The following is a 25,759-nucleotide window of genomic DNA, read 5'->3' as shown; positions in this document are numbered from 1 at the left end:
GTTAATTTGAACGCTTTGTTTTCCATACCATGAACAATAAAATCGCTGGAACGAGACAGATGATTGCATCGGTAACGGTCGGCAGTCGTAACGCCGGACTTGTTAAAAACCGAACGCCTTCCACCGTCCAAATCGTTAACATACAGGCGGTCAATGCTGCAAGCCGCCAGCGTCTCGGAATCTGGATCCAGTAAGCGAGGAGTCGTTCCGATAACTTCATTCTCATTCCACCTTTCGGACCGCTTTCAAGAAGCTTTGTTCCGTTTTATAGGAGGCGTCGCGCCACATGAAACGTTTTGTATGCTGGAACGTATTTTTTTCAAACTTATTTCCCGAACTTGTCTTGAAGTAATGGGCGACACTTAACGAACCATCGAATGTGTTTTTGATGATCGTGTTGTCATGGACATCATGCTGGACGAGCAATTGACCACCCTCGAGCCCTTTCGTATCATTCCCGATCAGCTGATTTTGCTCGATCCGGACACGTTTTGTACCGCCCCGCTTCGTGTCATACCCACCGATCGCAATTCCGGTGTAGACGTTTTGCCTTACATCATTCTGGCGGACGATGACATCTTCTGCGTATCGTCCGGCATGTTCACTCGTCACTTCAATCCCGATGTCACTCGCTTCGACGAGATTCTTCTCAATCGTCAAATTCTTCCCACCATCGACATAGATACCGGCTGCATTGTATTCCTTCCCGTAAGCAGGATTGCCGTAGCTCGACGTCCGGTAAACACGATTTTCCGACACGACGCCCTCACGGACGTAGTCGTCTTTCTTCGACTGAGCGATTCCTTCGTGTCCGATCAAATCAATGCCGATGTTGTCGTTATCCCGTAAAACGTTCTTCGTCACCCGGAAATGTTTGACGTTTCCGTTTAAGACGAGGGCTTCACTGAAACCGAGACGATTCTGCTCGACTCGGTTACCGGTAATCGTCAGTTGACGAATCGCTCCCGTTCCGTAGACGGCGATGCCGTGTGCATTTCCATCTTTCGCGAGCGTCTTGATCTGGCGAACCGTATTGTTCTTCAACGTGATGTTAGATCCTGATCCCGTGACCAAAATGCCGATCGGTGTCGCGTCCGTTCGTTTCGACTGAACGGCTTCGATCTTCAGTCCTTGGATTGTCACATATTTTCGATTTTTCACCTGAACGATGGGTAAGGTTGCGTCCCGATCTTTGATATTTTTCCCGCTTAACGTGACCTGCTCGTCTTGATAGTTTCGGAAGGTGATCGGGCGTTCTTTCGTTCCGTTCTGTCTAACGTTCAGCTTCTCGTGATACGTTCCTTTTCGCAAGTAGACCGTCGTACCCGCAGTCGCTTTTTGTGTCGCCTGTCGGATTGTTTTAAACGGATGCTTCAACGTGCCAGTATTTTTATCACTGCCGTTCGGTGCGACGTATAACGATTTTGCCGTCGATTCGGCCTCTTCACTTGTCGAGGCACAACCGACGAGCAGGACGGTTGCTAATAACCATTTGCCTTTCATGATTTCCTCCTTTATTTAGCAAGAACATTGTTGGTATAATTTAGGTAACATTTCTATTTTTTTGAATATTTCAAATTCATCTCGATTCACTATGACTATGGAAAAGAGGATCACGTCATGAAATACGCGCTTTTATTCAGCCTTCCCTTCTTGCTTGCTGGTTGCACAACGGAAGCAACCGTCCTTCCAAAAGAAACCGTCAAGATCAAGAAGTCTTCCTTTTCGATCACACCTTCTACCACGAAGGACGAGTCGCAGCAACAGCGGACATTTTTCTTAACTGGTACACTCGATCGCCCGCTCCAGCTCAAGGCGGTCCAATTTGACGATACAGAACCACCAGAGGTGCTGATCGACAAATCGATTCCTGCCGGTACATATGATCGCACGCCGTTCCAGTTGACGTATGATTTGAACCTACTCAACGATTCGCATGCCTTCACCTATTCGCTTGATACGAAGAATGGTATTCCTGAGACGAAAACGGCCTATACCTTACCTCAAAACGTCCAGACTGACAGCGGTCAATTCAATGATCAAAAACAGACGAATGCTTCATTCTATCCCTTACTCCTCAAACGCTATACGACAGGAGAATCGATCATCGGTCGCTCAATCGACACGTTATCCTCTCCTCACCTAAAGGTCAGAAAACAAGAAGGCGCAATTTTGATCTATTTGACGAAATCACGATAAGGAGAACGGCGGACCGAGAAAAGTCCGCCGTTTTTTTAGTCCGCTATGACATGCGACATGTCAGCTTCTAATCGAATCACGGCTTCCCCATCCCTGTATTCAACGATCGTCAAACTCGTTCCATGAATGAACGGCGGATCCCATAATGTCGCGAACGGCTTTCGTTGAAGATATGTCAGCAAGATGTTAAGGAAGATGCCGTGGGTGACGATTAAGATGTTTTCGTCTTCTTCATGGTCTGCCAGTCGTTCCAAAAACGATAGAATGCGCTCCCGGACCGCGTCAAAGGATTCTCCACTCTCCGGTATGTACGTATGCGGCGTTTGCCAAAATGCAGCATGAGCAAGCGGGTGTGCGACTTCAATTTCCGCCGCCGTCCGCCCTTCCCATGCCCCCATGTGCATTTCACGCAATCGATCGTCGATGGTGACCGGAATCGCTGGATCGAGATCCATCATTCGAACTGTTTCTCGGACGCGACCAATCGGACTGATATAGAGATGATCCAGATGAATTTCACGTAAGCGGTGACCAAGGTCCCGCGCATTCTGTCTGCCCTTTGCTGTCAGAGGAGAGTCTTCCCAGCCTTGCATTCGTTTTTCTAAGTTCCATTCCGTCTCGCCATGACGCGTAATGTAAAGTGTTGGCATCTGTTCCATCCTTTCGATTTCTAGTTTCTTTCAAAAGTGTATCAAACTCTGGCTGCTTTTTCCTGCAACTAGAGAAAACGAATCCAGAAGAGAAATTCACCAATCCGTTCGGTATGATGAAGATAGACCTAAAGGAGGAATTCGATGAATCGCCAAGAGATGATTGACCTTGCCAAACAAATCCGCTCGGATGAGGAACGTCCTCAAGTCACACCTCCTCATCCACCGCAAGCGACCACGACTACGCTACACGTGCCGACTTCAGTCGGAGATGTCCGAGTGTTGTGCCACTCACCGATTGATGCAGCAGAACCGCTACCTGGATTCATCAGTTTCCATGGTGGCGGCTTCATCACCGGAACGCCAGAGATGGACGAACCATGGAATCTGTTTCTCGCTGAGACCGCCAACTGTCATGTTCTCAATGTCGAGTATCCGTTAGCGCCGGAGCATCCGTTTCCTGTTCCGGTTCATGTCGCCTATGAGGTCGTTCAGTGGATTTTCCAACATGCTGATACGCTACGCCTCGATGCTTCACGTATCGCCATCGGAGGGCATAGTGCCGGTGGCAATCTTGCGACTGCCGTATCGTTATGGAACGCTGAGCAGACAGATCCTGTGCCGCTCATCGCTCAAATTCTGGACTACCCTCCGCTTGATCTCGCGACGGATCCCGCGGATAAACCATTCTTCGAGGAAGCAATCCCCGCTGAACAGGCACGGCAGTTCAATGCGATGTACATCGCTCGTGCGGAAGACGCCTACCATCACCTCGCTTCGCCACTCTATGCGGCTCAACTCGATGCGTTACCACAGACGCTCGTCCTGACGGCTGAGCACGACTCGCTGGCGCAGGAAGCGCGGCAGTATGCGAAACGTCTTCAGGAGGCAGGTGTCGCTGTTGAGCACCAGGAATTCGCCGGTCAAGCTCATGCCTTTACACACCACGGGGACTTAGACGCGGCACTTCAGGCTTGGTACCGTATCGCGGATTACCTCAAGTCCGTTTATCGTTCGTAAGTATAGGGGGGAGTTGACTCAAAAGTCGGTTTCCACAAAGATAAGGGGGGCAGAATGATGATCTGCCACCCTTATCGTGTAAATAAAGAATGACGCGTTTCACGCCACTCCTACAGGAAAAAGCGCATTGTTGCGCTGTCAGAGACAAACAAGACCCGCTTACCTGCTTGAATAAGGCAGGTAGGCTGGCTTGTGTCTCGCCTGAGGAAAGGGCGTGAAAAGACGTGTCATTCTTTTTTGAGTCAGCCTCTTTGTCTTTTTAGCCTGTCTAATCGTTTACTCGGTGAGAAGCGAGTCAATCGGACTGTCTAGTGATCGCTGAATCAATCGTATGATCGTCTCTTCCGGTCGATCACTGACGATCCACATCACGTCTGTTCCGTTTTGGTAGGCAAGATTGAGCTGTTTTCCTTGCTTTAGAACGTGTACTTTCAATCCATTAACGGTACGTACCCGTTTTCCAAATCGTGCCGGAATCTGCTCACTTTTCAGTCGTGTCTGAATCACTGTATAATGACGATTCGTTACAAGTTTCGTCGTCATTTTCTTCTTGTTTCCTTCCCACGCTAGGCTCCCTTCGATTGCCTCGCCTTTCGTCGATTGATCCCGAATGAGATCCATTGAACTGCTTAACATCCAGTTCGACTTTTTTTCGTAAATCATCAGCGTATCGTATCGTCCTTCAATCACGCTTGCTAACAGTAGATTATAGTCACCGAATCGAGCGTCCACTCGAAAATCGTCTTGCTTTAACGTATAGGTGGACTTGTCACTCAAGTCATACTTAAACTGATGCTCAGCGGTCTGAGACGCAGTCGGATAGGAACCACTGTCGAACAGACTCATACCATCAACGTGAATCTTTTCCTTCACCTCGACATTCTTTTCCGGCGCGCATCCGCTGATACAGAGGAGTCCTACTAGTAAAATCGGTATCGTTTTTTGATAACTGATTCGTTTCATCGCATAAGCTCCTTCTTGTTTCATGGACGTATATGTAGACTCGGATCGTCTCTCCATCCTTTTTTACTCACCCGTTGCTGAAAGATCGAATGACGTTCAGTACCAACTTGAAAAGACGGTGTCGGTCGAATGATCCGATTCGTAAAGTCACTTGCGCCGTATGGAAGATAGAGTTCAAAGTCTGGTCGTCTCGTCACACCGATTGCCGTGACGGTCTCCGGGAACTGCGCGATTGCATCTTGTGCTGATGTGTATGGAGGCAAATCGTTGACTGCGTGCATGCGTGCTTGATTCTTGACCGACCACGGTAAATCAAGCCATTCAAACAATTGTCGCTCATGTCTTTTTTCCGTCGCTTCTGAAATATCCGATGGATCAAAATAGACGATATCGATGTCCGACTGTGCGTTTAAGTCGGTTCCCCAAACCTTCGAACGTAAGACACCGGCACAGATCCACCAATCCGGCAAATCAAGTCGTTCTACATTGGCCAGCATGAGTTGCACTTCCGCATCCTCTCGTAATCGCTGTTCGATGTCAGCTTGATTCATTTCGTTTTCTCCCTCCAACGCAGCATGATGCTGGTTGCTTATTTTCTATAGTTTACCTCATTTCATCAGAACGGGAATCATTTCCTGACTTTTATCCCATTTTTTGTATTATCACTTGTTTCCATTCCTTGTAAATAGTATATTTTGTATAACTATTCTGACAATTCAACGAAAAGGAGTGTTTTCATGTCACGTTCTCGTAAAACGATTCCCGTGCTTGTGACTTCTTTTGCTCTGCTTGGTGGTGTTGGTTGGTACTGGGCTTCACATCAGGATAAACCCGTCAACGTCTCATCACAAACGAAATTAGCTGGTGTTAATGAAACAACCGAAGATCATGTTCAATCGATTCAAGAATTGATGAAGCTAGGAATTGTTAAAACGTATCCTGGTGATCCGGAATTAAAAAAGAAGTCATTCCGTGCTGAAGCACTTTTAGCTTCTCCCCCAAAAGAATTACAGTTAAAAGAAAAGACGGGTTTCCGCTACGTAACCGTACCACTTGTCCTGCATGATACGACTGAGACTGTGGGAGGTTACAGCATTTATAAACCGAACTTGTTTGTTCTAAATGACGGTAAGGGCAACGAATACAAGGTGGTCGACTATGTCAACCATAATCCGAAGGCATGGCGTAACAGTCATCAGTATTACGCTCCACAACGTGCTCAACTCGATCTCGTGTATCAAGTACCAGTCAAATCGAAAACGTTCGTCTTACTCGCAGATTCCGACGCGTTCCCGAAAACACATGCGATTAAGATCGAGTTATGAACTGTCGCGCTTGCATGAATGTGTAGGCGCTTTTTACATAGTATTTTAGAAGGGATGTGGTGTGAGTGCTACGATTCATTTGGAATTCTTGGTGGCGCAACAAAGAACGATTCATCCTCTTACTTGTCGGCGTACTCGTCGTCAGTACCGGATTGAGTTACTTGATCGGCACGACGCAAGCGAACAACGGTACCGTCGTTGACGAGTTACAAAAACGCTGGAAATCTTCCTACGATATCGTCGTTCGTCCACCGAACAGCCGGAGCGTGACGGAAGACCTCAAACTACTCGAACCGAACTATATGAGTGGTCTAGACGGTGGGATCACGATGAAACAATACAAAACAATTCAAGCCCTTGCAGATGTCGACGTCGCTGCTCCAATCGCGATGATTGGAAATCATGCGACAGGTGCAAACGTCGGTACGCATCGTTTTGATGATTACGGTGTCTATAAGTTGACGATCACTGACAAACAGAATACCGGACTAAACGTCGAAAAGTATTCTTCCGTCAACTATCTTGCTGCTGGGTGGACGCCGGATGAAAATGCCACTATCTCTGGTGTCTCACCTGCTGCGCTCGGTGAAGAACCTTTGCTCGAGTTCGGGAGCGATACGATGATTGCCGGAATTGACCCAAAAGCGGAAGCCCGCTTGATTGGTCTAGACGAGGCGACAGTCGACGGCAAACATAGCCGTTATTTTGACGAACAGGACACAGCAAACATCGTCGATCCGGAACTTGGAACGGTCGAGCTTCCCATATTGATGAACGAGCGCGAGTATGTCGACGCATCGCGAACGTATACGTATGAAAAGTTAGATCTTCCCCTCATTAATGATTCGATTCAGGAGACGATTCGAGATGTGACGAAACGGGGCGGTAAAAAATATTTAAAAACGTTAAAGACGACGGATAGTCCTGGAAAAACCTATTCCGTCACGACACAAGACGTTCAGAAAAAATTGATCCAGCAAATCATGACCGACTCCTTTCCGACATTACCCTCTGGTAACTCCGAGTGGCTGATCCTCAAACCGTCACCAATCAGTTACCAGACGATTTCGAGCCCTTTCGCTTCTCGTTGGCCTTTCAGTTATCAGGTCGAACCGAAAAAAGTCAATCCTGATTACTTACTTGCGAAACGGACGATGTATCGTGAGGCACGGATGTTCGGAAAAACGAGTGACGATTGGCCACGGATTCGCTTGAACTATATCGGCGTCTTCAATCCGAAGAAATTGAATTTATCAAAGGATCCGTTAACCGAATTACCGATGGAAACTTACTTCCCAGCTAAAGCACAATGGGTCATGGACAAAAACGATCGACCGGTCAATCCGGTCAAGGACGTCAAGCCGACGAACGACGCCTATGATTTCTTGACGAAACCACCTTCTATGTTGACGACGCTCGATGCCGCCTTTAAGATTCGCGGTGAAAAAGCGATTTCCGTCATTCGTGTCAACGTCAAAGGTGTCGATCAGATGAATGCCGCGAGTGAGCAAAAACTCCAAGATGTCGCTCGCGAAATCGAGGATAAGACCGGTTTGATCACGGACGTCACGCTCGGTTCGTCACCGCAACTTGCATTGACTTACTTACCGGGTCTAGAAAAAAAATCGGCGCTCGGCTGGGTGCAGCAACCGTGGATTAAGCTCGGTTCTTCGATGACGATTTTCCAGGAAGCGAAAGTCGGTATGTCTGGTGTCATCGCTAGCGTCATCGCGGTCGCACTCGTCTATGTCTTTAGTTCTAACATCATCCTGCTGTACGCTCGTAAAAAAGAGTTCTCGATTCTATTATCACTCGGTTGGCGGCCACGTCAGCTCTCTAAACTGCTATTCCTTGAAGCGACGCTACTCGGTTCTCTCGTCGCACTAATCGCCTGGACGATCCTCGGTACGTTCTGGTTGACGACGGACCATCCAATCGCACTGGGTCGGATTCTTCTAATCGGACTAGCCGGTTTACTCATCTACTGGGGTGGTACACTCGTACCGATGACATTGATCCGAAGAATCAAGCCGTATGAGAGTATGCGTTCCGGGGAAGTCTCTCGTTCACGACGCTTCGTCCGCTCCCAATCGATTGTTGGTATGAGCATGAACCAACTCTTCACATACTGGCAACGAACGCTTCTTTCCATCATCGCGATTGCCTTACCCACGGGTCTGTTCATCTTCTTCCTGTTCGTGACATTCCGTCTAAAAGGAGTCTTGTATGCAACGTGGCTCGGCGAATACGTCGCTTTAGAAGTCGGCACGATGCATTATGTCGCGATGGGTGTCGCCTTATTGATTGCTATTTTGACGACGACGGAAATTCTTTGGCAAAACGTCAATGAACGTCGCAGTCAACTCGCCGTCTTAAAGGCGACAGGTTGGCAAGACACACTCATCCGCCGACTTGTCTTACTGGAAGGTTTGTTGACAGGGCTACTTGCTGGGATTGTCGGACTTCTCTTTGCGCTAGCGATGATTTGGCAAGTCTACCGTCAATTCCCGACATCGGAACTCGGTTTCTTATCTGCTACGATTCTAATTCCGCTTGTAACTGGAATTATCGGAGCCGTCTTGCCAGCTCAACGGGCTGTCCGAATCGTTCCGAATGCAGCGATCAGTAGTGTCAGCGTCAATTTCAAAGAGACGGAGCGTCGCTTCAAGCTGGCCCTCTCAACGATTGGTGCCGTGCTATTTGTCGGTGTCTTATCGCTATTCCTGTTTGCGACAAATGAATCGCCAGCTGAACAGACACCGATCGCTCAAGCACCGAAGGTCATCACGACAGGTAGCAAGATTACAGATGGTGTGACCGGATCGAAGAGAACGCTTAAGAAAACAGAAAAACAAGCTTCCGGTGTGATTGAAGAAACGATGGCGAAAGGCGTCATCAAGTCGTTCCCGGGAGACCCCGTCGTCAAAGATACAAGTTTTTGGGTTGGTACGTTATTGAAGCAACCGCCTGCCTCCTTGAAATTAAAAGAAAAAGCCGGTTATCAATACATCACTGTACCGACGTTCTATCAAGACCCATTTTATCAAGAAATCGGTGAAGAAAGGTTTTACCATCCGAATCGTTTCAGTCTGACTGGAGTCAGCGGAGTCTACGAACCGATTGATTATGAAAATAAGAACGAAAAAACTTGGAAACAAGGACTGAAATACGTCGCCCCGGGCAAAGCACACGTCAATCTCGTCTATCAAGTTCCGGCAGACGAGACGGAATTCGTCCTGTTCGTCTCAGGGGATAACTTCGCGAAGACGATTTCAATCAAAATCGATTTAAAGAACGACTAAAAACAGACCGTCTTGCGCGTAGATTCCCCTATGCGCGAGACGGTCTGTTTTTTCATAAACGAATCAGGATGATGCCACCTAGCATGACAAGTAGACTGACGATCTGCACACCAGTGACCGGTTGTTTTTTCGCACCGAACCAGCCGAAACGGTCAATCAATAGACTGCCAGTCAGAAGACCGATCGTGACGATGACGACAGCGAGTCCTGTACCAACGAGCGGAACGATGAAGGCATTACCGGCAACGAACAACGCACCGATCAACCCACCGATCCAAATCCAGGCAGGTAAGGATTGCGACCGATCGATGTGCCACTTCGTTCGGAGGATCAGATTCAGCAATAACAAGGTGATCATCCCGATGACAAATGAAATCAAGGCGCCTTTGACGGCTGACCCGAGAACACTACCGAGATGACCATTGATCGCCGTCTGGGCAGCACTCATCATACCGGTCAGAATCCCGAGCAGACGCCAGACAAGCACCGAGTTTTCTGATGATGCCACCTGTTGCTTCCGCCGTCGTGCGAAATAGTCACCAAGCGCGACCGTCCCGACGACACCGAGTAACACAAGCACTGCGCCGATGACTCGTGTCAGTGAGAGTGAGGTGACCGTTGACTCAAACAATCCGAAATGATCGATCAACAGTCCCATGATGACCTGACCGAAAATGGGCATGATGACCGTTTGGACGCCTCCGAGTCGTGGAAACAACAAGATGTTCCCGGTCAAATAGATGACGCCGAGCAGTCCCCCACCCCAAATCCAGAACGGTTCATCGGCAGTAGCCGTGAGACCTGTGAGATTCCCATCGACGAGCAACACGAGAATCAGTAAGAAGAGTGAGCCGATCGAAAAGGAAATCAGCGAAGCGAGGAACGGCGAACCGACGACGCCCCGTAGCCGTGTATTGACACTCGTTTGAACCGGTACGAGCAGACCGATGATAAATCCAATGATGATCGCAAGCATACGAGGACCTCCTTCTTCATGTGCCCCTTCATCATACGGCAGTCGAACACGCTGAAGCGACCGGAATGCTCAAAAAAGGAGCCGGTTTATCGACCGGCTCCACGGATTAGATCTTTTTCCACGACTTCGGATACGTCCGCAGTTCCTTCTTCGTTGGATGCTCAGCATCGAGACGTTTTCCGTTTCGTTCAAGCAACATATCGGATACGAGCAAAACAATCGCAAGGACGACATAGACGGCAAAACTGAGGAAGAATGGCAAGTCGAATACGATGATCAGTGGGAAAAATAATCCTATTAAGATCACGAACAAAAAATCAGTCACATACTGCCATTGAATGATTTTCTTCATCTGTGGTTCTACCGTTAATGCCATATCACGTTCGACTTCTTGCGAGTGAATCCGCGCAATCCACACTAGTGCTACAAGTAAAAAGAACAATGGCCAGTACACGTCGCGATTGGCGACGACTAATAAGATACTGACGCCGTACAGCAACGAGCTGTACAAACGTGGTTTGACGAGTTGACGCTTTTCTTCTTGAATGAACGCGATGCGTTCTGCTTTCTTTTTCATCTAAATCCCCCAACTGATGTGACGTATCTTTTTAATCTGATCGAACCGTCCGTGATCGACCGATGTACTCGACTTTATTTTGAAGTACACGATACATCCGGTATTCTCCCGTCGGTGCCGACTTCAGCTGAACGGCAATCTGATGACGACGTGATTTCGATGATTCCGACGCTACGAAGTACGGTTTGACCGATGCGATATCATCGCGTCCGAACTGCTTCGTCACGTGTCGAACGACTTGTACTTCAACAATCTGTTCATAGGTCGCATCCCGTTCATCTGCGATCATCCACCAGCCGACACCGCTAATTATTACGAGTAATAGAATCGCCCCGATCGTTTTTCGCATTTCGATCCCTCCGGTTCACGTGCCCTTATTTACTGTTTCAATTCGTGAACGAGGTTTTCCTGCTTTCGTCGGGTGACGAACCAAGCGATGCTTATGACAAGCACTATTAAACCGACAATGGTTCCGGCAATCGTCGGTAAGTTGAAGTAAAATGATCCCGCATCATCAATCCGTGTCACGAAGAAGGTCGCACCAAGACCACTGATCAGTCCAAAGGTGATGCCACTCCCAATGAATAAGAGCATTTGAATGAGTGTCAGCTGACGGAGCTTGTTCCGTGTCAACGCAATCGTTCGTAGCAAGGCGTATTCGCCTCGTTTTCCACTCACGAAACTGAGTAAGGCGTTTGCAAGTCCGAACCAGACGGATCCACTCATGACGACAAGCGCAATCAAGAAGACGAACCAGCGTTCCGTCGTTTGTTGCTCCGCATCGCGAAGTGCGTCAGATAGTCGATTCACTTGCAATGTCGGATAACGTTGCGTGATTTCTAATAATGTTGTGGTCACTTGCGCCTTCGTTAACTCAGACGGAACGTCGATAAAGACATTCAAGATGTGATCGTTCGGTTGCCGCAGCTTCTCGTTCCGCCAATCCACGAGGACGTCTGGCGCTGTCTTCTTTTCGATTCCAACGATTCGGAATTGACCGACCGAAACACTTCGTTCTTGTTCCCCGTCCCATCGCCCGAGCGGCAGCGTGTCACCGTTTTCGAGACTGTGTTTTTTAGCGAATGTACGTGAGACGATGATTCCTTCTGTGTCACTCGTCTGTTCTCCCTTTAAGACGTCTAGACGACGATAGTCCGTCACTTCGTATTCGATCGAGATATCTTCTTGAGGCGACTGGTATTCGAAGGAATTGCGAGACGACAGGAAGGTCGCTCTTGCGCCAGGTAGGTCGGTTTCAATTTGTCGAATCAATTGCAACGGGTTTCCTTGCGATCCTTCATCCAAACGACTCTTTAGGACGACTTCTGTCGGATATTGGCTGATGATGTACTTCCGCTCGTTTTGTTGCACCGTCTCAAGGAACGTCGAGCCGATGACGACGATGATCATCAAGACTTGAACGATCAGCATCAACCAAGCATTTTTCCGGAGTTGCGGTAACACGCCCCGGAAGGCAACGAAACTCGTCGGTCCCGCTAACCGACGAACAATCGGTTCCGCTCGCTGCAGCACTCCCTTCAAGAGGAGTGGCGTCGCAAGATACATCGTCAGTAAAAAGGCGACGGTCGCAACGAGCCAGGCGATCGCCCGTGACCCACCCGTACTGGCAATCACTTCAGCGAATAATACTAAGCTGCCGGTCAATCCACTACTGAACAGGACGAGACGTTTTCGCCGGGTCGGTCGTGACGCCGTTTTCAGATTTTCTCGCAAGACGTGGAGTGGTAACACATCCCGTTTTCGATAAGCCGTACTCGCGAGCAACAGCAGAATTAACAAGGCACTACCGAACGTTACGAGCATCAAGAACGCTCCCTGATCAATCATGAGGGAGACAATCATTTTACCCTCTGTCGGCCATACCAGTTGACCAAGTAACGGTAAGCAAACACTGCCTAGAATCGTAAGCATCGTGCCCGTTAAGACAATCAATCCAGATTGAACGAAGAACAGCTGAAACAGTTGCCGTGTCGTCGCCCCAAGCGTCCGCATGATCGCAAATTGGACGGCATGTTTACGTAAATACAAGTCGAAATTCGCCATCAAGATGAACCCGGACACGACAAGGATCAATACTGACAAGATTCCGATGTAGCCGTTCAGCGCCGGTGAGAGCGCTTGCCCTTCCGAAAGTTCAATTCGGAGCTTCGGATTCGTTTTGACGAGCGTATCGGCATAGTGGACGAGATCCACCTCTTTTTTTAGATTGAGCAAGACGGCTTTCGTTTCGATCGGATGGTTCTTTTTCAGATCAGCATACGAAAGCAAGACTTGATCGTGCGAAGCTTCAGATGTTTTTGTATTTGGTAAAATCTCACGGATCCGATACGTCGCTTCTCCAACGCGAAGCGTTTGCCCGACACTACGATCAAGCGACGTCGCGAGTCGAGCTGACAGGATCGCTTCTCCCTGTTCCAATTCGTTCGTGAAATGATACCGACTTTTCGTCAGGGCATCCGAATGAACTCCTATCGTCTCCACGTCAGCCATCGTTTGACCAGCGACGCGCGCTGTCGTCTGTAAGATCGACTCTGCTCCCAAGACATCGTGATTCTTTTTAAGTTGCTCCAACACGGACTGATCCGCCTGCTCGTCTTCAGGTGTATATTTGACCGTCAGATCGACTTGACCATATCTTTGTATACGATCTGTCTCGATTGCGGCTTGATTATGTAGTAAAAAAATGACCATCGTTAAGACAAGACCAATCGAAATCATGACGCTTCCGATTGAGGTCACTAAAATCATCGGACTTTTACGGTACAGACGGTGCGAAAGACGGAAGAGATGTTGTCGTTTCATACAGCCCCCACGAACTGCTCGTATGTCTCTAAGATCGGCGCCACATCACCGGTCGACAGTTGATCGGCAACGATTTGTCCGTCATGGAAATACAGTACACGTTTCGCATGAGCGGCTACGGTCGCATCATGGGTCACGAGCAGGATGCTCGTCTGTTGTTCGCGATTGAGTTCTTGAAGCAATTGCATGATTTCAGCAGAAGTCTTGAAATCGAGGTTCCCCGTCGGCTCATCCGCTAAGATGATTGGTGGTCGACTGATCAAGGCACGTGCAATCGCGACACGTTGTTGTTGTCCACCCGACAGCTCTTGCGGTCGATGATTGTTCCACTTCGTCAGTCCGACTCGTTTGAGCCAAGTGTCTACCTCTTGGTTGATCGTTTTATCATCCATCCCCTTCAACATCAATGGTAAAGCGATGTTCTCCTGAACTGTCAAATCATCGAGCAGATGAAACGATTGAAAGATGAACCCGATGTGTTGCTGACGGTATAACGTCGCAGCAGGCTCAGTGAAGATGTCGCGTTGCCGTTTTTCCTTTAAGGTCAACGTTCCGCCGGTTGGCGCGTCAAGCGCTCCCAGAATATTCAACAGTGTACTTTTACCGGAGCCACTCGTGCCCATGATGGCGATGAACCCTCCTTCCTCTAACGTAAAGCTGACTTGTTTTAATGCATGAATCGTCTCCGTACCACGTATGTAGGTTTTTGATAACCGTTCGACTTCTAATAAAGCTGACACGCATATCCCTCCTTAGTTATTCCGCCTTTATCATAACCATAATAAGGATGATTTAGAAGTAAATGCAAAAAACTCCTCATCTAAACGACGAGGAGTTACTGGTTATTGTCGGACATATTTTAATGGAATCAAATCCGCAATCCGGACTTTCGTCAACTGATCGTCGATCGTCAAGAGGACAAATGCGTCCGGTGCATAGTCGGAAATCAATTCGCGACACATGCCGCACGGACTGACGACACGAATCGTTCGGTCCGCCTCATCCGAATAGGGATGTCGGACGGCGACGATCGTCTCAAAATCCGTCAATCCATCCGTGATGGCGGAACCGATCGTGATGGCTTCCGCGCACACCGTCACCCGTCCGATATAGGCTTCGACATGAACACCCGTTTTCGTCGCGCCATCTTTCGTCCGCAACGCAGCTGCGACGTGATGTTTATCGTCGGTGTAACGGCTTTGAATCGTTTCGGTTGCTAGTTCGACCAGTTCCAGGTCGGCTTCTGTAATTGGATAAGTCTGCATAATCTGCTCCTTACGTATCTTTTTTCTTATAGGTCAAACCGATGAATTGTGCTTTTTCATTGAACAGTCGACGGTAGGATAGAAAACCAACGAGGACCGATGCCATCGCTGCCGTCGTCAAGATTAGGAATAGAATCAATAGTTGATAGAGGACGGCTTCCATCGGATCCGCGCCACCGATGATCAACCCACTCATCATCCCTGGCAGTTGAACGAGCCCCATCGTTTTTTGCGCTTCGATCGTTGGAATCATACTTGTCCGGATCGCGCCTTTTAAGCTCGTATCAATCGCTGTCTTCGCATCTCCACCAAGTGAAAGAATCAGCTCGATGACCTCGTCGCTTCGTTCGACCTCGTCCTTGAACTTATTGAGAAACAATAGCGACAAAATCATACAGTTTCCGATGACCATCCCGCTGATTGGAATGACTTGCTGGGCTTCGAACGGAATGATTCGTAACCCGAGCAAAATGCCCATCGTCAATGCTTCGACCGCAATCAGTGTGAACAAGATGATCCACTGGATCCCGGGAATCCCGTCCCCTTTACGGATGACGTTCAGTGTCGCTGCACCGATCATCAACAGAATCATCAGTAACATGAAAATTGGACTTCCGCTTTCAAAGACGAACGTCAAAATATAACCGATGATCAACAGCTGTACAATCGATCGAACGGTTGCGATGATGATGTCCTTCTCTAGACCAAGCCGTAACGTCCGTGCTAAGACGAGGGGAATCAAAATGAAGATGAGCGAAGTCGCCAGTTGGAGGTAACTCATACCGATTCCCCCTTCAAAAATGCTTGCGTCTCGGCTTGACCATTTGAAGCGAGTTCCTTGAATGCACCAGACTCGATCAATCGTCCATCCTTTAAAAACCAAATGTCGTCGCTGACCCGCTTGGCTTGCTCTAAGTCATGCGTAATCCAAATGATTGTCGTCTGTAACTCCTGCTGTAGATCAAGGATTAGCTTCTCAATCTCTTGTACCATCCGGTAATCGAGACTTGCCGTGATTTCATCGAGCAACAGGACGTCCGGACGATTGACGAGTGTCCGTGCGATTCCAAGTCGGCTTCGTTCGCCACCGGACAAATCTTTGACCGGTCGCTCAAGTTCGACAGATAGATCAACTTGTTGTAGCAAACGTTCCGCTTCTTCGCGCGGTAACGATTCACCGAAGATCGATTTCGGCAAATTGATATTATCGTAGACGGTACCTGGAATCATCGGCGCGCTTTGGAACGCCATCCCGATCCGTTTGCGGACGTCGAGCAAATTCATCTGCTCAAGTGGTTCGCCTCGAAAACAAATTTCGCCGCGATCGGGAGAAATCAGTCCATTGATATGTTTCAATGTCGTCGATTTCCCGGCACCACTCGGTCCGACGAGCGTCGTAATGACACCTTCGCGGAACTCACCTGTTATTTCGTGTAAGATGTGTTGATAGCTGACTTCGTGAAACGTAAGAATCGACATACTGTGTGTTCACCTGACTTTCTACAAGTTTCGGGTAATGCTCCTATAATGTTGTACCCGAAAATCCGTCACCTTAGTACGTCAAGCGACACTTCCTTACGCGTGGATGATCTCTCCGGCAAAATCATACGGTACCGTTCGACCAGCAAAGAGCGATTCTTTTGATGCTTCCGGTAAATTGAGGTGTTTGAACGCTTCTTCACGGTCCATCCAGACAAGTCCGGAAATCTCTTCTGGAACATTCGTCTTTAATTGACCGGAGGTGATTTCTCCCGCGAAGAAGAAAAAGAGACAATGTTCCCCCGCTTGCGGGAAGAATGCTTCTGCCACGTGGACGATGTCGCCTGGAATGATCGTAAATCCTGTCTCCTCCAGTACTTCGCGCGTGATTGCCGTATGTAGCGTTTCGTCTCGTTCGACCGTCCCACCGGGCAATGTATAGTAATCACCGTGATCGCCACGATTCTCGACCATCAATAATTGATCGCCTGTGGCATTGAATAATGTCGCATAGACGATGTTTTTACAGATATTCATGTTCGTCCTCCTATTTTCTTCTTTCCGTCTGAATGATACAAAATAACGGATCCAGTTGAATCTCACTTATGCGGTAATATTCATCATCACTATGATCAAGTAACAGACGTTTTCCGTTTTCTTCAACATATTTTAAGGATTGGATTGTTTCAATTCGTAATCGTGACAGCGTCTCCCCAGTCGGTCGGAGGACATGGAGTTCAATTTCAGTAAATGCCGGATACAGAATAAACTGAATACGCTCTTTTGAGGAGTTGTGTAACATGTATTTAGACCGCTGATAGAATGCTTCTTCCTCCGGAAACTCAAGAATCGGCTCTACTCCGAAAAAATAGAGGCTTTCTAACTCTTCTGGTATATGAATTTTCTTGTCGTCCTTCATTATATCGATGTACCGTCCTGTAAAATTATCTTCCAAGTCTCCACTTCTGATGTCAAAAAGCTCACTAATTCGCTCATCTCTCCTTCAGTCGGCAAGAAAGATACACCCGCTCTCGCGTAGACATCTTGAATCGAATGGGTTTGACTAAGAGCTAAAGCTGCGACGAAATCTTTCAGCGTTTGGTCGGGATCTTTCGTGAAACGGTAATACAACTGAAGAGCGGCAATCTGAGCAATCGCGTACTCGATGTAATAGAACGGCGTCTCAAAGAGATGGATGACACTCATCCATTCGTGGCCTTTCCAATCGGGTGTTTCCGACCAATCGATGACGTCCGTATCGTATGATTCTCGGAGATCGGCATAATAGGCATGTCGTTCTGTCGGAACATGGTCGGGGTGAGCATAGAGCCAAGATTGAAAACGATCGACGATGATCGTCTCGGGTAAGAACTCGACAATGGAACGCATCTGTTCGAGTTTTGCCCGGGCAACGTCTTTTTTATCCGGAATCACCTGATGCCATTCGTTCATCGTCAACAACTCGAGCGACATGGCAGCGAACTCCCCTACTTCAAGCGGAATCGGTTGTAGTCCGTCGTACGTTTCTTTCATCGCATCATGATGGACGGCATGGCCGATCTCATGCATGAAGATGACGAGATCATCAAACGTATCGATGCGATTCATGAATAAGAACGATTGCTGTTCGACCGGTAAATACTCACAAAATCCTCCGCCCGCTTTGTTCGACCGGGCACCGATATCGAGATGATTCCTATGTCGCATTTCTTTTAACACGTCCGCAAAATAGGGGTGAACGCTCTCGAGGATGGCTTGAGTCTGATCTAAGAATGAAGTGTCAGAACCGGTCGCGTGATGATCAATCTGTGTATAGGCCGATTGCCGGACGTCCCACGGATGGAGCACCTGTTTGCCGAGAAACGTTTGTTGTTCGCGCTGAAATCGCCGTTTGACCGGTAGAAAGTCGGATTGAATGATAGTGGCGTAATGATCGACATCTTGACTCGTATAATCGACGCGTCCGAGTTCTACAAAAGCTAGTTCCTCGTATCCGATCTTACCACTTGCAGTGGCACGCGCTTGTCGTAACTCAACGAGTCGTGAAAACAACGGTTGAATGACGGATTCTTCCATGTGGAACGCTTCCTCAATCGATAAGAGCGCTTGTTTTCGAGTGGATTCATCCGTGTCAAATAAAGCAGCATGAAGATCGGAAACCGACTCTCCCGATTTTGTCAGCATCGTCGCCTCAATTCGGAGATAGTCTTGAATAAGACTAGCTTCCTCTTCTGTCACACTTGTTGCTCTGAGTGATTGTTCAAAACGTGCTCTCGTTCGAAGTGTGATGTCATCGCGCGAGACGAGATCCATTTTTACGGAACGTCTCAACGTATCGAGCTTATCCGATAACTGCTGACGCCCTTGTTCGTATTCAGAAGTGGTACCGAGGTCTGTGACGTCCTGGAGATACGCGATTTTTTGTTTGAGCAATGTCTCTTCCATTTGGAGAATCGAAGCGATTCGATGCGCAACATCCTTATCATTATAAAAAATATCATTTACAGGTGACTGAGATTTCATCGACGGATTTCACATCTCCTTTCAACTTATTCCAGTATACAGTTTATGCCAACGATATGATCATTTTACGAATAAATGACTGTTATGTTGTCTTTTTTGACTATTATCGTTGTCAAAAAGACTATGATAAGTTACATTATATAGGAGGTGAATCCCTATATGAAATCTCGTTTAAAAGAATTACGTGCTCGCCACGGATGGAATCAGTCTGAACTGGCACGGCGCGCGAACATTTCGCGCCAGACGATCAGCTTAATCGAACGCGAAGAATTCATGCCGTCGCTACTGATCGCCGTCAAAATTTCTCGTGTGTTTGATACACCGCTAGAAGACATCTTTTATTTCGATGAGGAGGAATTAACATGAACAAGGAAGCAGGCAAGGTCATCATCGCAGCTTTACTCGGTTTCATTAGCAGTTATTTCGTCATGTTTGTCCTCAAAAATACCAATTTGTCACAGTTTGAACGATCGCTCTATCTTGATTACATATTCACTGGTCTTTTCGTTATCTTGACGATCTTGACTCTCAGTTACGTCGTACGCTATTTACAAATTCGTCAATTGACTCGACGATCCGTTTCTTCCGACGAAGAGGACGCGATTGACGATCAAGTGAATCGCTACTATGCGGACGGCATGATGATCGTGCAGTTCTCCAATCTCCTCAGTATCGGGCTCGCTTCTTTTAGCATCATTGAAAACCAGTTCGGTCTTCATTTGATACTGAGCGGATTCTTTTTCGTCATCAGTTGTATTGCCTCGATTTATTTTCTCAATCTTATGCGCCAGATCTATCCCAACCGCTATTTCCCAAAGTATTCGGAAAAGAACTATGCTGAAAAGCTATTCGCTGCCTCTGATGACGGAGAACGTCACGTCATGTTCGAAGGTCTGATTCGGTCACAGTCCCTGTTACAATTTTTATTGATGGGTATCATTATCGTATTAGTCGTGTATTCGTATGAGACCGGTCAATCTCAGATCTTTGCAATCAGCTTATTGATTATCGCCTTGATCTGGAGCAACGCAAAATATTTTCTCCATGTACGCAATCGCTAAAAAGGAGCATTCAGTCAATCGACTGGATGCTCCTTTACATGCCTTCAAAAATCACGATGATTTTGTTGTTGATGGACATCATGCTGGTTCAGTGTATATTCCTGATCGTCGAGCGAGCGATGTTTCGATTGACTCCGCGCTGAAATGAACCAGACGACTCCACCAACGGCGAGAAAAATAGCAATAAAGATCATAGACACCCTCCTTTAGCTTCCTTTTTTACTTTATTCTTCCAACACCCTGGTTTTTCCTTTACGATAAGATAGAAGATATAAATTCATAGGGGGCGTTAGGATGTTCGGCAAAGAACCGACATGTATGCATTGCGGCAAAACGATTGAAGGAAACGAAAAAGTCTACATCCAGATGCGCTATCCGAAACATCGCGGGATGACGGAAGTCAAAGCATACCTAAAAAGCGAAGGACGTTTCATTTGTGAGCAATGTTTCGCAGAAAAGACAGAGTCAAAGGGGTAAGCATCCATGAATCTGAAAGAGAGTACGATTTTAGTTACAGGAATGACCGGAACGCTTGGCTCTCGTGTTGCGCGACGTTTTCTAGAAGAAACGCGTGAAGTGCGCGGTTTGTATCGCTCTCAGGAACAAGCGGATCAATACGCTTTCAAAGATGTCCACGCTGTCATCGGTGAGCTCGGTGATTCAGATTCGCTTCTTACAGCACTTCAAGGCGTCGATCTGTTGATTCACTGTGCTGCCTATCTCGGAGATGATCCTGATTTAGCACAGGAAGCAAATGTCACAGGTGTACAACATCTCGCGGATGCTGCGACAAAAGCTCGTGTCAAGCGCATCATTCACATCTCGACAACTTCCGTGTACGGCGAAGTCGTGAGTGGACATTTTACGGAAACGTCACCGCTTCTACCGTCCGAACATGTCTACATCCATACAAAACAGGAATCCGAACGCCTGTTACAGGAATATACACCCGATTCCGATTTAATCATCTTACGTCCAGGATCAATTTGTGCCGAGGAGCAGTCCTATTGGGGGGATCGTCAAGTCGAGCGGATGAAGGAGGCGGATGTGATTACCTGGGTGCACCCGGACGATGTCGTCCCGTGGGTCCATACGGATAATCTAGTCGAAATGATCGTCCTTGCCGCAACTAATGCGCATAATGGGGATATTTTTAATGCGATCGATGCGAATCTACCTGAGACGGATTTCCGGATGAAGTTGATCACAGCAAGTGACAAGCCGTACCAAATACCGAAGCGTGCAGCGGAACACGCGACATTTGCGAATGACCGAATCAAGCAACTTGGTTATATTCCGATTCGCACTCCTGAATCAACTATTGAACAGTTGGTCAAATCGTTTTAATAACGAAGAGGCATCGAATTCGAGTGATTCGGTGCCTCTTTTTATGCTTATCTTACGGATATCCACTTGATCCAGCGATTCCGGTCGTGCGCTCGTAATTCTTCTATCGTTAAAAGGACTTGCTTCGTTCCAAGTACTCGTTCCGCCTCAGGGATTCCACTTTTCCCAAGTGAGCGATTGAGATTAAAATTCAGCCAGTCGAGCTTTCCTTGAACACTGCTATCGATGACGTGCGTCCAGTCGACATCAGACAAACGTTGGTTTGTCGCGTAACCGTCAAGAAATGCGTTAAATCGAACGCGGTCAAACGTATTGTTTTTCAGCTTCGACCAATAACAGGCTGTCTCGAACACGTCGACGGCTCGATGGATCAGACCCGCAGACTCCCAGTCAATCAGGACTGGACCCGTTGGTGTCCAGAGGACGTTTTTTGGATCGAGATCACGATGACTGACGATCCAGTCTACTGGCAGTTGTTTCTGTGCTTTCTGTGCTAATCTTTCAATTCGTTGCAAATGTTCCTGCTCTTCCATGAATAGCTGCAGCCACTTTCCTTGCTGCCGTTTTCCTTCTTCTAAATGACCGTTCCAATCGATTGAAGTACTTGAGGTATCCGGCTTTATGAAGCCAGTCGTCGCTATAGAAAGAGCGTGCAATCGTCCTAATTGAACTCCGATTTGTCGTGCATGTGCCGATCGAAACTGATCGGTTGATAACGTCTTGCCATCGATCCAATCAAATAAAAGGTAATCCGAGCCGTCAATCGTTTGTACCGCTTGATCGTTGACGCGACGTGCTGGTAATGCTGCTAAGTGAAATGACGCTTGCATGGCGACATCTTCTGACATTTTAAAATTTTTTCGCGCTTCAGGACGTTGCATGATGTCCGGATTCAATCGCTTTAAGACGTAAGATCCAGTCGTCGTCTGTAATCGCAATGTCTCATGCATGAGTCCGCCAGTCAATCGTACAGGTTCGCTAATCATTTGCCCTATTGTAAAACGTTCACAAATCAAATTCATCGTTTGTTGCATCCTATTCTCCATTTCGTTCGTTCCAACCGATCCATGAAATGCTACACTAGTTTTGCATGATTTCATTGAACACGAAGGAAGGTTTTAGTATGAAACAAATTCATCACATCTGTATTCAGACGACGGACTACGCTGCGTCTAAACACTTTTATGAACAGCTTGGGTTCTCCCTCGTTCAAGAGTCACCTGGTTTTCACGACCGCGCCTTTAACAGCTGGTTACGACTCGGTGATTTCTATATCGAATTGCAAACACCCAAATCGGGTCAGCCGTTCACCGATTATACGAAACAAGCAGCGGGTCCCGTCCATTTCGCACTTTACGTTGACGACTTGCAAGAAGAAGTAACACGCCTCGAACGACTCGGGATGCCTTTCCTACCGAAACACGGCGGAAACATCTACTTCGTCGTCGATGGTCATCTCAGCAAATTAAAAGCACCAGAAGGAACAATCATCGAATTACGGGATACGTTTGCGATCTCTTAATTTCGATTCAACCGCCCATAATAAGGCGGTTTTTATATTGTCCAAACCAGTACTTCGTGTTACTATATAGAGGTAGTCATTAATACTAAGTAGCTGATTTATTAAGTATCGAGGTGAATAATTTGGAAAATATCACAGAATTGCTCAAAGGTATACTTGAAGGATGTGTACTTGAGATCATTAGCCGCGGTGAAACTTATGGTTATGAAATCACTCAACAGTTACGTCAACTCGGATTCTCAGATGTCGTGGAAGGTACAGTCTATACAATCACGATGCGCTTAGAAAAGCAGCAGCTCGTTTATATCGAAAAAAAAGCATCAACAATGGGACCTCCTCGAAAATTTTATACGCTAAACGAAGCAGGACACGATCGTTTACGTATCTTTTGGGAAAAATGGGCGTTCGTATCTGACAAAATGCAAGAACTGCAGCAGTTAAAACAAGAAGGGAGTACGAGATGATGAGAATATTCGAGCGGATCACCGGTAGTATGGAAGCTAAACGAGAATGGCGGTCGATGGAGAAGCGGGCTAAATCTCTTCCTCCTCGCTACTATGAGGCTTATCAAGCGATTCAACGCTATTTAAATGTCACGGGTGGACTAACGAGTTGGCAAAGTAGTCATCGTGTACTGACCGTCGTCCTCGAGTTGATGGAACAAGCCGCCTTCGAGCAAAAACCAGTGACAGATTTCACTGGAGAGGATGTTGCTGCGTTTTGTGATGAGTTAGTGAAGGGCGAGCAGTCTTGGCAAACATCGTACCGTCATAAATTGAATCAAACCATTCGTCAGAATTCATGAAGATGCAAAAAGTAAAGGGATGTATCCGCCACATCCTTTTTTTTATTCATCAAATCCGTCGATTGACAAACCATAATGCGATTGGAAAGAACAAGATTTGTCCTCCTAATGCAAGTAATAAAGCAAATTGAATGTCTTGAATGATAGACAGATTAACGAGAACCAAAATTACGAAAAGATAACCGATACTAATTAAATAGGCGATATGCCCACTACGTATTTTGACCTCGTATTGCCGCTCATCATGCGGTTCGTCCGGTGAGAAACTCACCGCTGTGATGCGTGAGGAAACACCTGCTAAAATCAGTACGATTCCAGTCATTTTCATTTCTGGGATCTCCATCGTCATGTATATCCCTATTCCAATTAACGCAAGATCCAACAATATATTTAATCGCTTCATTCTATTCCCTCCTCGTTCGTTCGATTCGGTGTAAAGATGTCTTCGATTCGCCGTTCAAACAGATCAGCTAGTGAAAATGCGAGGTCGAGTGACGGATTATACCGCTCTTTTTCGATGGAAATGACCGTCTGACGCGACACGTTCAATCGTTTTGCCAGTTCGCCTTGCGACCAACCTCGTTCTTCGCGCATCTCCTTGACCTTATTTTTCATGATTTCACCTCGTAGTCCCACTATATGTAAATAACACACTACCTGTCAAGTTTCCTTTACACCCTCTTCATACGCTCCCACATGATATACCGATCCTCTCTCCCGACCTGAATCAATCCTGCTTTTTCGAGTACTCGGATTGATGCTTGATTCGTCGACTCCGTCTTCGCAAGTACCCCTGTCACTTCCGTTTGTTCAAACGCCCATTCAATCAATGCTTGAACTGCTTCCGTCGCAAACCCTTGATTGAGATACGCTGGCAACAGACCATAACCAATTTCGACCGCTTGTCGTATGTCCGGCTTCCCCTTGAATCCGATATCCCCGATTACTTGACCATCCTTTGTCATGACGAGCCAGCTGCCCCAGTATAGTAGCGAGGGATCTGACGCTATTGACATCAAATGATGCTGAACTTCCGGTCCATTATCGTAGTGCTGTTGTTGTAAACGTGTCACGTCATTCGCTGTACATGGACGAATCGTCAATCGCTTTGTTTGAAGGGTTATCATTACTTTGTCTCCTTTTTTAGGTTTGCCACCACTGTTGTAGGTGACGTTGGATATACCAACAAGCAATAAAAAAGCTCGTTGCACCGAGTATACTGTAAAAAATAGGAATCCCTAAGCGGATCAATCCATATAAGACGGCAAGCAATAAGAACGTCGCTGGTAATCCGAGTAACACACTCTTTAAGAATGTACTCAGTTCTGCCCGTTCACTTCCCTGTTTAACGAGCCAGGCAAAGCTAATCAGACTGACGATGGGCAACGCGGACAACACACCACCCAGTGACGGTGAACGCCGGGCGACTTCCGTGACAAGACCGATGACCAGTGCGCTCGAAAGCACCTTAACGAGAAAAGCAGTCATCTGCCGCCTCCCGCAACAATCGAAACGCCTGTTCAATCGCCTGTTGATCTGTTTTTGACATCGTAGCAAAGACTTGATTCAACCGTTCAGGATCGAGTTCCGTATGACGACGAACGATTGTATCTCCCAAGTCTGTCAAACCAATCGTCACTTGGCGTTGGTCTTCTGGATTTCGTTTTTTTTCGATATAGCCTAATCTCTCCAACTTTTTGACGTGCTCGGACGTCGTATTATGTGAGAGGCGAAATGCCTCGGCAATCTGCTTGATCGTCGGATTCGTCGCAAATTGAATGTATTGCAGGATGCGGACGCTTTGGTGAGACAGGTTTTCTTCGAACCGTGGATGTAGTTGATAATAAATTTTTGCAAAATCAGCTGAAATCATAATGCTCCCCCTTTATATCGTACAATCCGAATATATCGTAAATTACGAT

At 47.2% G+C, this 25,759-nt stretch carries 33 protein-coding genes; 11 read left to right on the top strand and 22 right to left on the bottom strand.

Annotated features, from left to right (window positions below; translation table 11 throughout):
• Window position 1: 1 nt before the first annotated feature.
• Window positions 2-220: a hypothetical protein gene (locus AYO36_RS06230; RefSeq protein WP_064299793.1), complete on the bottom strand. Its 219-nt coding sequence runs from the start codon at window positions 218-220 to the stop codon at window positions 2-4.
• Window positions 221-222: 2 nt separating this feature from the next.
• Window positions 223-1,503, bottom strand: a complete 1,281-nt coding sequence (locus tag AYO36_RS06225; protein ID WP_064299792.1) for a right-handed parallel beta-helix repeat-containing protein — start codon at window positions 1,501-1,503, stop codon at window positions 223-225.
• A gap of 117 nt (window positions 1,504-1,620) precedes the next feature.
• Between AYO36_RS06225 and AYO36_RS06220 the strand changes: the two genes are divergently transcribed.
• The gene (locus AYO36_RS06220) at window positions 1,621-2,199 is read left to right on the top strand and encodes a hypothetical protein (protein ID WP_064299791.1); all 579 of its coding nucleotides are present in this window, start codon (window positions 1,621-1,623) and stop codon (window positions 2,197-2,199) included.
• A gap of 35 nt (window positions 2,200-2,234) precedes the next feature.
• On the opposite strand, the gene AYO36_RS06215 is transcribed toward AYO36_RS06220, so the two are convergent.
• Window positions 2,235-2,849 (bottom strand): histidine phosphatase family protein, encoded by a 615-nt coding sequence (locus AYO36_RS06215; protein WP_055968296.1) that lies wholly within the window; start codon window positions 2,847-2,849, stop codon window positions 2,235-2,237.
• A gap of 144 nt (window positions 2,850-2,993) precedes the next feature.
• On the opposite strand from AYO36_RS06215, the gene AYO36_RS06210 reads away from it, so the two are divergent.
• Window positions 2,994-3,869, top strand: a complete 876-nt coding sequence (locus AYO36_RS06210; RefSeq protein WP_064299790.1) for an alpha/beta hydrolase — start codon at window positions 2,994-2,996, stop codon at window positions 3,867-3,869.
• A 276-nt stretch (window positions 3,870-4,145) separates the two neighbouring features.
• On the opposite strand, the gene AYO36_RS06205 is transcribed toward AYO36_RS06210, so the two are convergent.
• Complete coding sequence (locus tag AYO36_RS06205) at window positions 4,146-4,832, bottom strand: hypothetical protein (RefSeq protein WP_156501825.1); 687 nt, start codon at window positions 4,830-4,832, stop codon at window positions 4,146-4,148.
• 20 nt (window positions 4,833-4,852) lie between these two features.
• On the bottom strand, window positions 4,853-5,383 hold the full coding sequence (locus tag AYO36_RS06200; RefSeq protein ID WP_231884655.1) for a nucleotidyltransferase family protein: 531 nt from the start codon (window positions 5,381-5,383) through the stop codon (window positions 4,853-4,855).
• A gap of 186 nt (window positions 5,384-5,569) precedes the next feature.
• Between AYO36_RS06200 and AYO36_RS06195 the strand changes: the two genes are divergently transcribed.
• Entirely contained in the window at window positions 5,570-6,157 is a 588-nt protein-coding gene (locus AYO36_RS06195; protein WP_064299787.1) for a hypothetical protein, read from the top strand.
• 65 nt (window positions 6,158-6,222) lie between these two features.
• Window positions 6,223-9,459: an FtsX-like permease family protein gene (locus AYO36_RS06190; protein WP_064299786.1), complete on the top strand. Its 3,237-nt coding sequence runs from the start codon at window positions 6,223-6,225 to the stop codon at window positions 9,457-9,459.
• A gap of 52 nt (window positions 9,460-9,511) precedes the next feature.
• Here AYO36_RS06190 and AYO36_RS06185 read toward each other — a convergent pair whose 3' ends face one another.
• From AYO36_RS06185 to AYO36_RS06135, 10 genes are all read right to left on the bottom strand, one after another.
• Window positions 9,512-10,435 (bottom strand): DMT family transporter, encoded by a 924-nt coding sequence (locus AYO36_RS06185; RefSeq protein WP_064299785.1) that lies wholly within the window; start codon window positions 10,433-10,435, stop codon window positions 9,512-9,514.
• A 106-nt stretch (window positions 10,436-10,541) separates the two neighbouring features.
• A complete protein-coding gene (locus tag AYO36_RS06180; protein WP_064299784.1) occupies window positions 10,542-11,012 on the bottom strand; it encodes a hypothetical protein in 471 nt (156 codons plus the stop codon).
• Window positions 11,013-11,043: 31 nt separating this feature from the next.
• On the bottom strand, window positions 11,044-11,361 hold the full coding sequence (locus AYO36_RS06175) for a hypothetical protein (protein WP_064299783.1): 318 nt from the start codon (window positions 11,359-11,361) through the stop codon (window positions 11,044-11,046).
• Between the two features lie 29 nt (window positions 11,362-11,390).
• Window positions 11,391-13,835, bottom strand: coding sequence for an ABC transporter permease (locus AYO36_RS06170; RefSeq protein ID WP_064299782.1), 2,445 nt, complete (start codon window positions 13,833-13,835; stop codon window positions 11,391-11,393).
• Entirely contained in the window at window positions 13,832-14,581 is a 750-nt protein-coding gene (locus tag AYO36_RS06165; RefSeq protein WP_082487087.1) for an ABC transporter ATP-binding protein, read from the bottom strand. The genes AYO36_RS06170 and AYO36_RS06165 overlap by 4 nt, the downstream gene beginning before the upstream one ends.
• Window positions 14,582-14,677: 96 nt before the next feature.
• On the bottom strand, window positions 14,678-15,100 hold the full coding sequence (locus tag AYO36_RS06160) for a cytidine deaminase (protein ID WP_064299781.1): 423 nt from the start codon (window positions 15,098-15,100) through the stop codon (window positions 14,678-14,680).
• 10 nt (window positions 15,101-15,110) lie between these two features.
• Entirely contained in the window at window positions 15,111-15,881 is a 771-nt protein-coding gene (locus AYO36_RS06155) for an ABC transporter permease (RefSeq protein ID WP_064299780.1), read from the bottom strand.
• Window positions 15,878-16,579 (bottom strand): ABC transporter ATP-binding protein, encoded by a 702-nt coding sequence (locus tag AYO36_RS06150; RefSeq protein ID WP_064299779.1) that lies wholly within the window; start codon window positions 16,577-16,579, stop codon window positions 15,878-15,880. The genes AYO36_RS06155 and AYO36_RS06150 overlap by 4 nt, the downstream gene beginning before the upstream one ends.
• Before the next feature lie 96 nt (window positions 16,580-16,675).
• On the bottom strand, window positions 16,676-17,116 hold the full coding sequence (locus AYO36_RS06145; RefSeq protein ID WP_082874170.1) for an NUDIX domain-containing protein: 441 nt from the start codon (window positions 17,114-17,116) through the stop codon (window positions 16,676-16,678).
• Between the two features lie 381 nt (window positions 17,117-17,497).
• Window positions 17,498-19,102, bottom strand: a complete 1,605-nt coding sequence (locus tag AYO36_RS06135; RefSeq protein WP_064299778.1) for a M3 family metallopeptidase — start codon at window positions 19,100-19,102, stop codon at window positions 17,498-17,500.
• Window positions 19,103-19,261: 159 nt separating this feature from the next.
• Between AYO36_RS06135 and AYO36_RS06130 the strand changes: the two genes are divergently transcribed.
• Together AYO36_RS06130 and AYO36_RS06125 are read left to right on the top strand one after the other, a co-directional pair.
• A complete protein-coding gene (locus tag AYO36_RS06130) occupies window positions 19,262-19,468 on the top strand; it encodes a helix-turn-helix transcriptional regulator (protein WP_023468455.1) in 207 nt (68 codons plus the stop codon).
• Entirely contained in the window at window positions 19,465-20,163 is a 699-nt protein-coding gene (locus AYO36_RS06125; RefSeq protein ID WP_064299777.1) for a DUF3169 family protein, read from the top strand. Before AYO36_RS06130 ends, AYO36_RS06125 begins: the two co-directional genes overlap by 4 nt.
• Before the next feature lie 44 nt (window positions 20,164-20,207).
• On the opposite strand, the gene AYO36_RS16735 is transcribed toward AYO36_RS06125, so the two are convergent.
• Window positions 20,208-20,357: a hypothetical protein gene (locus AYO36_RS16735; protein ID WP_023468457.1), complete on the bottom strand. Its 150-nt coding sequence runs from the start codon at window positions 20,355-20,357 to the stop codon at window positions 20,208-20,210.
• Window positions 20,358-20,457: 100 nt separating this feature from the next.
• Here AYO36_RS16735 and AYO36_RS06120 point away from each other — a divergent pair, with 100 nt between their 5' ends.
• Together AYO36_RS06120 and AYO36_RS06115 are read left to right on the top strand one after the other, a co-directional pair.
• Window positions 20,458-20,640 carry a hypothetical protein gene (locus AYO36_RS06120; RefSeq protein ID WP_023468458.1) on the top strand — a complete coding sequence of 61 codons (183 nt, stop codon included), beginning with the start codon at window positions 20,458-20,460 and terminating at the stop codon, window positions 20,638-20,640.
• 6 nt (window positions 20,641-20,646) lie between these two features.
• The gene (locus AYO36_RS06115) at window positions 20,647-21,510 is read left to right on the top strand and encodes an NAD-dependent epimerase/dehydratase family protein (RefSeq protein WP_064299776.1); all 864 of its coding nucleotides are present in this window, start codon (window positions 20,647-20,649) and stop codon (window positions 21,508-21,510) included.
• A gap of 47 nt (window positions 21,511-21,557) precedes the next feature.
• Here AYO36_RS06115 and AYO36_RS06110 read toward each other — a convergent pair whose 3' ends face one another.
• Window positions 21,558-22,532 (bottom strand): phosphotransferase, encoded by a 975-nt coding sequence (locus AYO36_RS06110; protein ID WP_197484506.1) that lies wholly within the window; start codon window positions 22,530-22,532, stop codon window positions 21,558-21,560.
• 101 nt (window positions 22,533-22,633) lie between these two features.
• Between AYO36_RS06110 and AYO36_RS06105 the strand changes: the two genes are divergently transcribed.
• The 3 genes from AYO36_RS06105 (at window position 22,634) to AYO36_RS06095 (ending at window position 23,837) form a co-directional block, all read left to right on the top strand.
• Window positions 22,634-23,032 (top strand): VOC family protein, encoded by a 399-nt coding sequence (locus tag AYO36_RS06105; protein ID WP_050677263.1) that lies wholly within the window; start codon window positions 22,634-22,636, stop codon window positions 23,030-23,032.
• 122 nt (window positions 23,033-23,154) lie between these two features.
• Complete coding sequence (locus tag AYO36_RS06100; protein WP_064299774.1) at window positions 23,155-23,496, top strand: PadR family transcriptional regulator; 342 nt, start codon at window positions 23,155-23,157, stop codon at window positions 23,494-23,496.
• Entirely contained in the window at window positions 23,493-23,837 is a 345-nt protein-coding gene (locus tag AYO36_RS06095) for a DUF1048 domain-containing protein (RefSeq protein ID WP_369815314.1), read from the top strand. Before AYO36_RS06100 ends, AYO36_RS06095 begins: the two co-directional genes overlap by 4 nt.
• Before the next feature lie 49 nt (window positions 23,838-23,886).
• Here AYO36_RS06095 and AYO36_RS06090 read toward each other — a convergent pair whose 3' ends face one another.
• The 5 genes from AYO36_RS06090 to AYO36_RS06070 are packed head-to-tail and all read right to left on the bottom strand — an operon-like array spanning window position 23,887 to window position 25,710.
• The gene (locus AYO36_RS06090) at window positions 23,887-24,240 is read right to left on the bottom strand and encodes a hypothetical protein (RefSeq protein ID WP_082874168.1); all 354 of its coding nucleotides are present in this window, start codon (window positions 24,238-24,240) and stop codon (window positions 23,887-23,889) included.
• Complete coding sequence (locus AYO36_RS06085) at window positions 24,237-24,452, bottom strand: helix-turn-helix transcriptional regulator (RefSeq protein ID WP_023468465.1); 216 nt, start codon at window positions 24,450-24,452, stop codon at window positions 24,237-24,239. Before AYO36_RS06085 ends, AYO36_RS06090 begins: the two co-directional genes overlap by 4 nt.
• Before the next feature lie 56 nt (window positions 24,453-24,508).
• Window positions 24,509-24,964 (bottom strand): GNAT family N-acetyltransferase, encoded by a 456-nt coding sequence (locus tag AYO36_RS06080; protein WP_231884654.1) that lies wholly within the window; start codon window positions 24,962-24,964, stop codon window positions 24,509-24,511.
• A 16-nt stretch (window positions 24,965-24,980) separates the two neighbouring features.
• Window positions 24,981-25,325 (bottom strand): DUF3147 family protein, encoded by a 345-nt coding sequence (locus AYO36_RS06075; protein ID WP_064299773.1) that lies wholly within the window; start codon window positions 25,323-25,325, stop codon window positions 24,981-24,983.
• On the bottom strand, window positions 25,306-25,710 hold the full coding sequence (locus tag AYO36_RS06070) for a MarR family winged helix-turn-helix transcriptional regulator (protein WP_064299772.1): 405 nt from the start codon (window positions 25,708-25,710) through the stop codon (window positions 25,306-25,308). The genes AYO36_RS06075 and AYO36_RS06070 overlap by 20 nt, the downstream gene beginning before the upstream one ends.
• Between the last annotated feature and the right edge of the window lie 49 nt (window positions 25,711-25,759).

The organism is Exiguobacterium sp. KKBO11, assembly GCF_001644945.1.
In the GTDB taxonomy this organism is placed as follows: domain Bacteria; phylum Bacillota; class Bacilli; order Exiguobacteriales; family Exiguobacteriaceae; genus Exiguobacterium_A; species Exiguobacterium_A abrahamii.
This window is presented reverse-complemented; position numbering and strand designations above follow the sequence as displayed.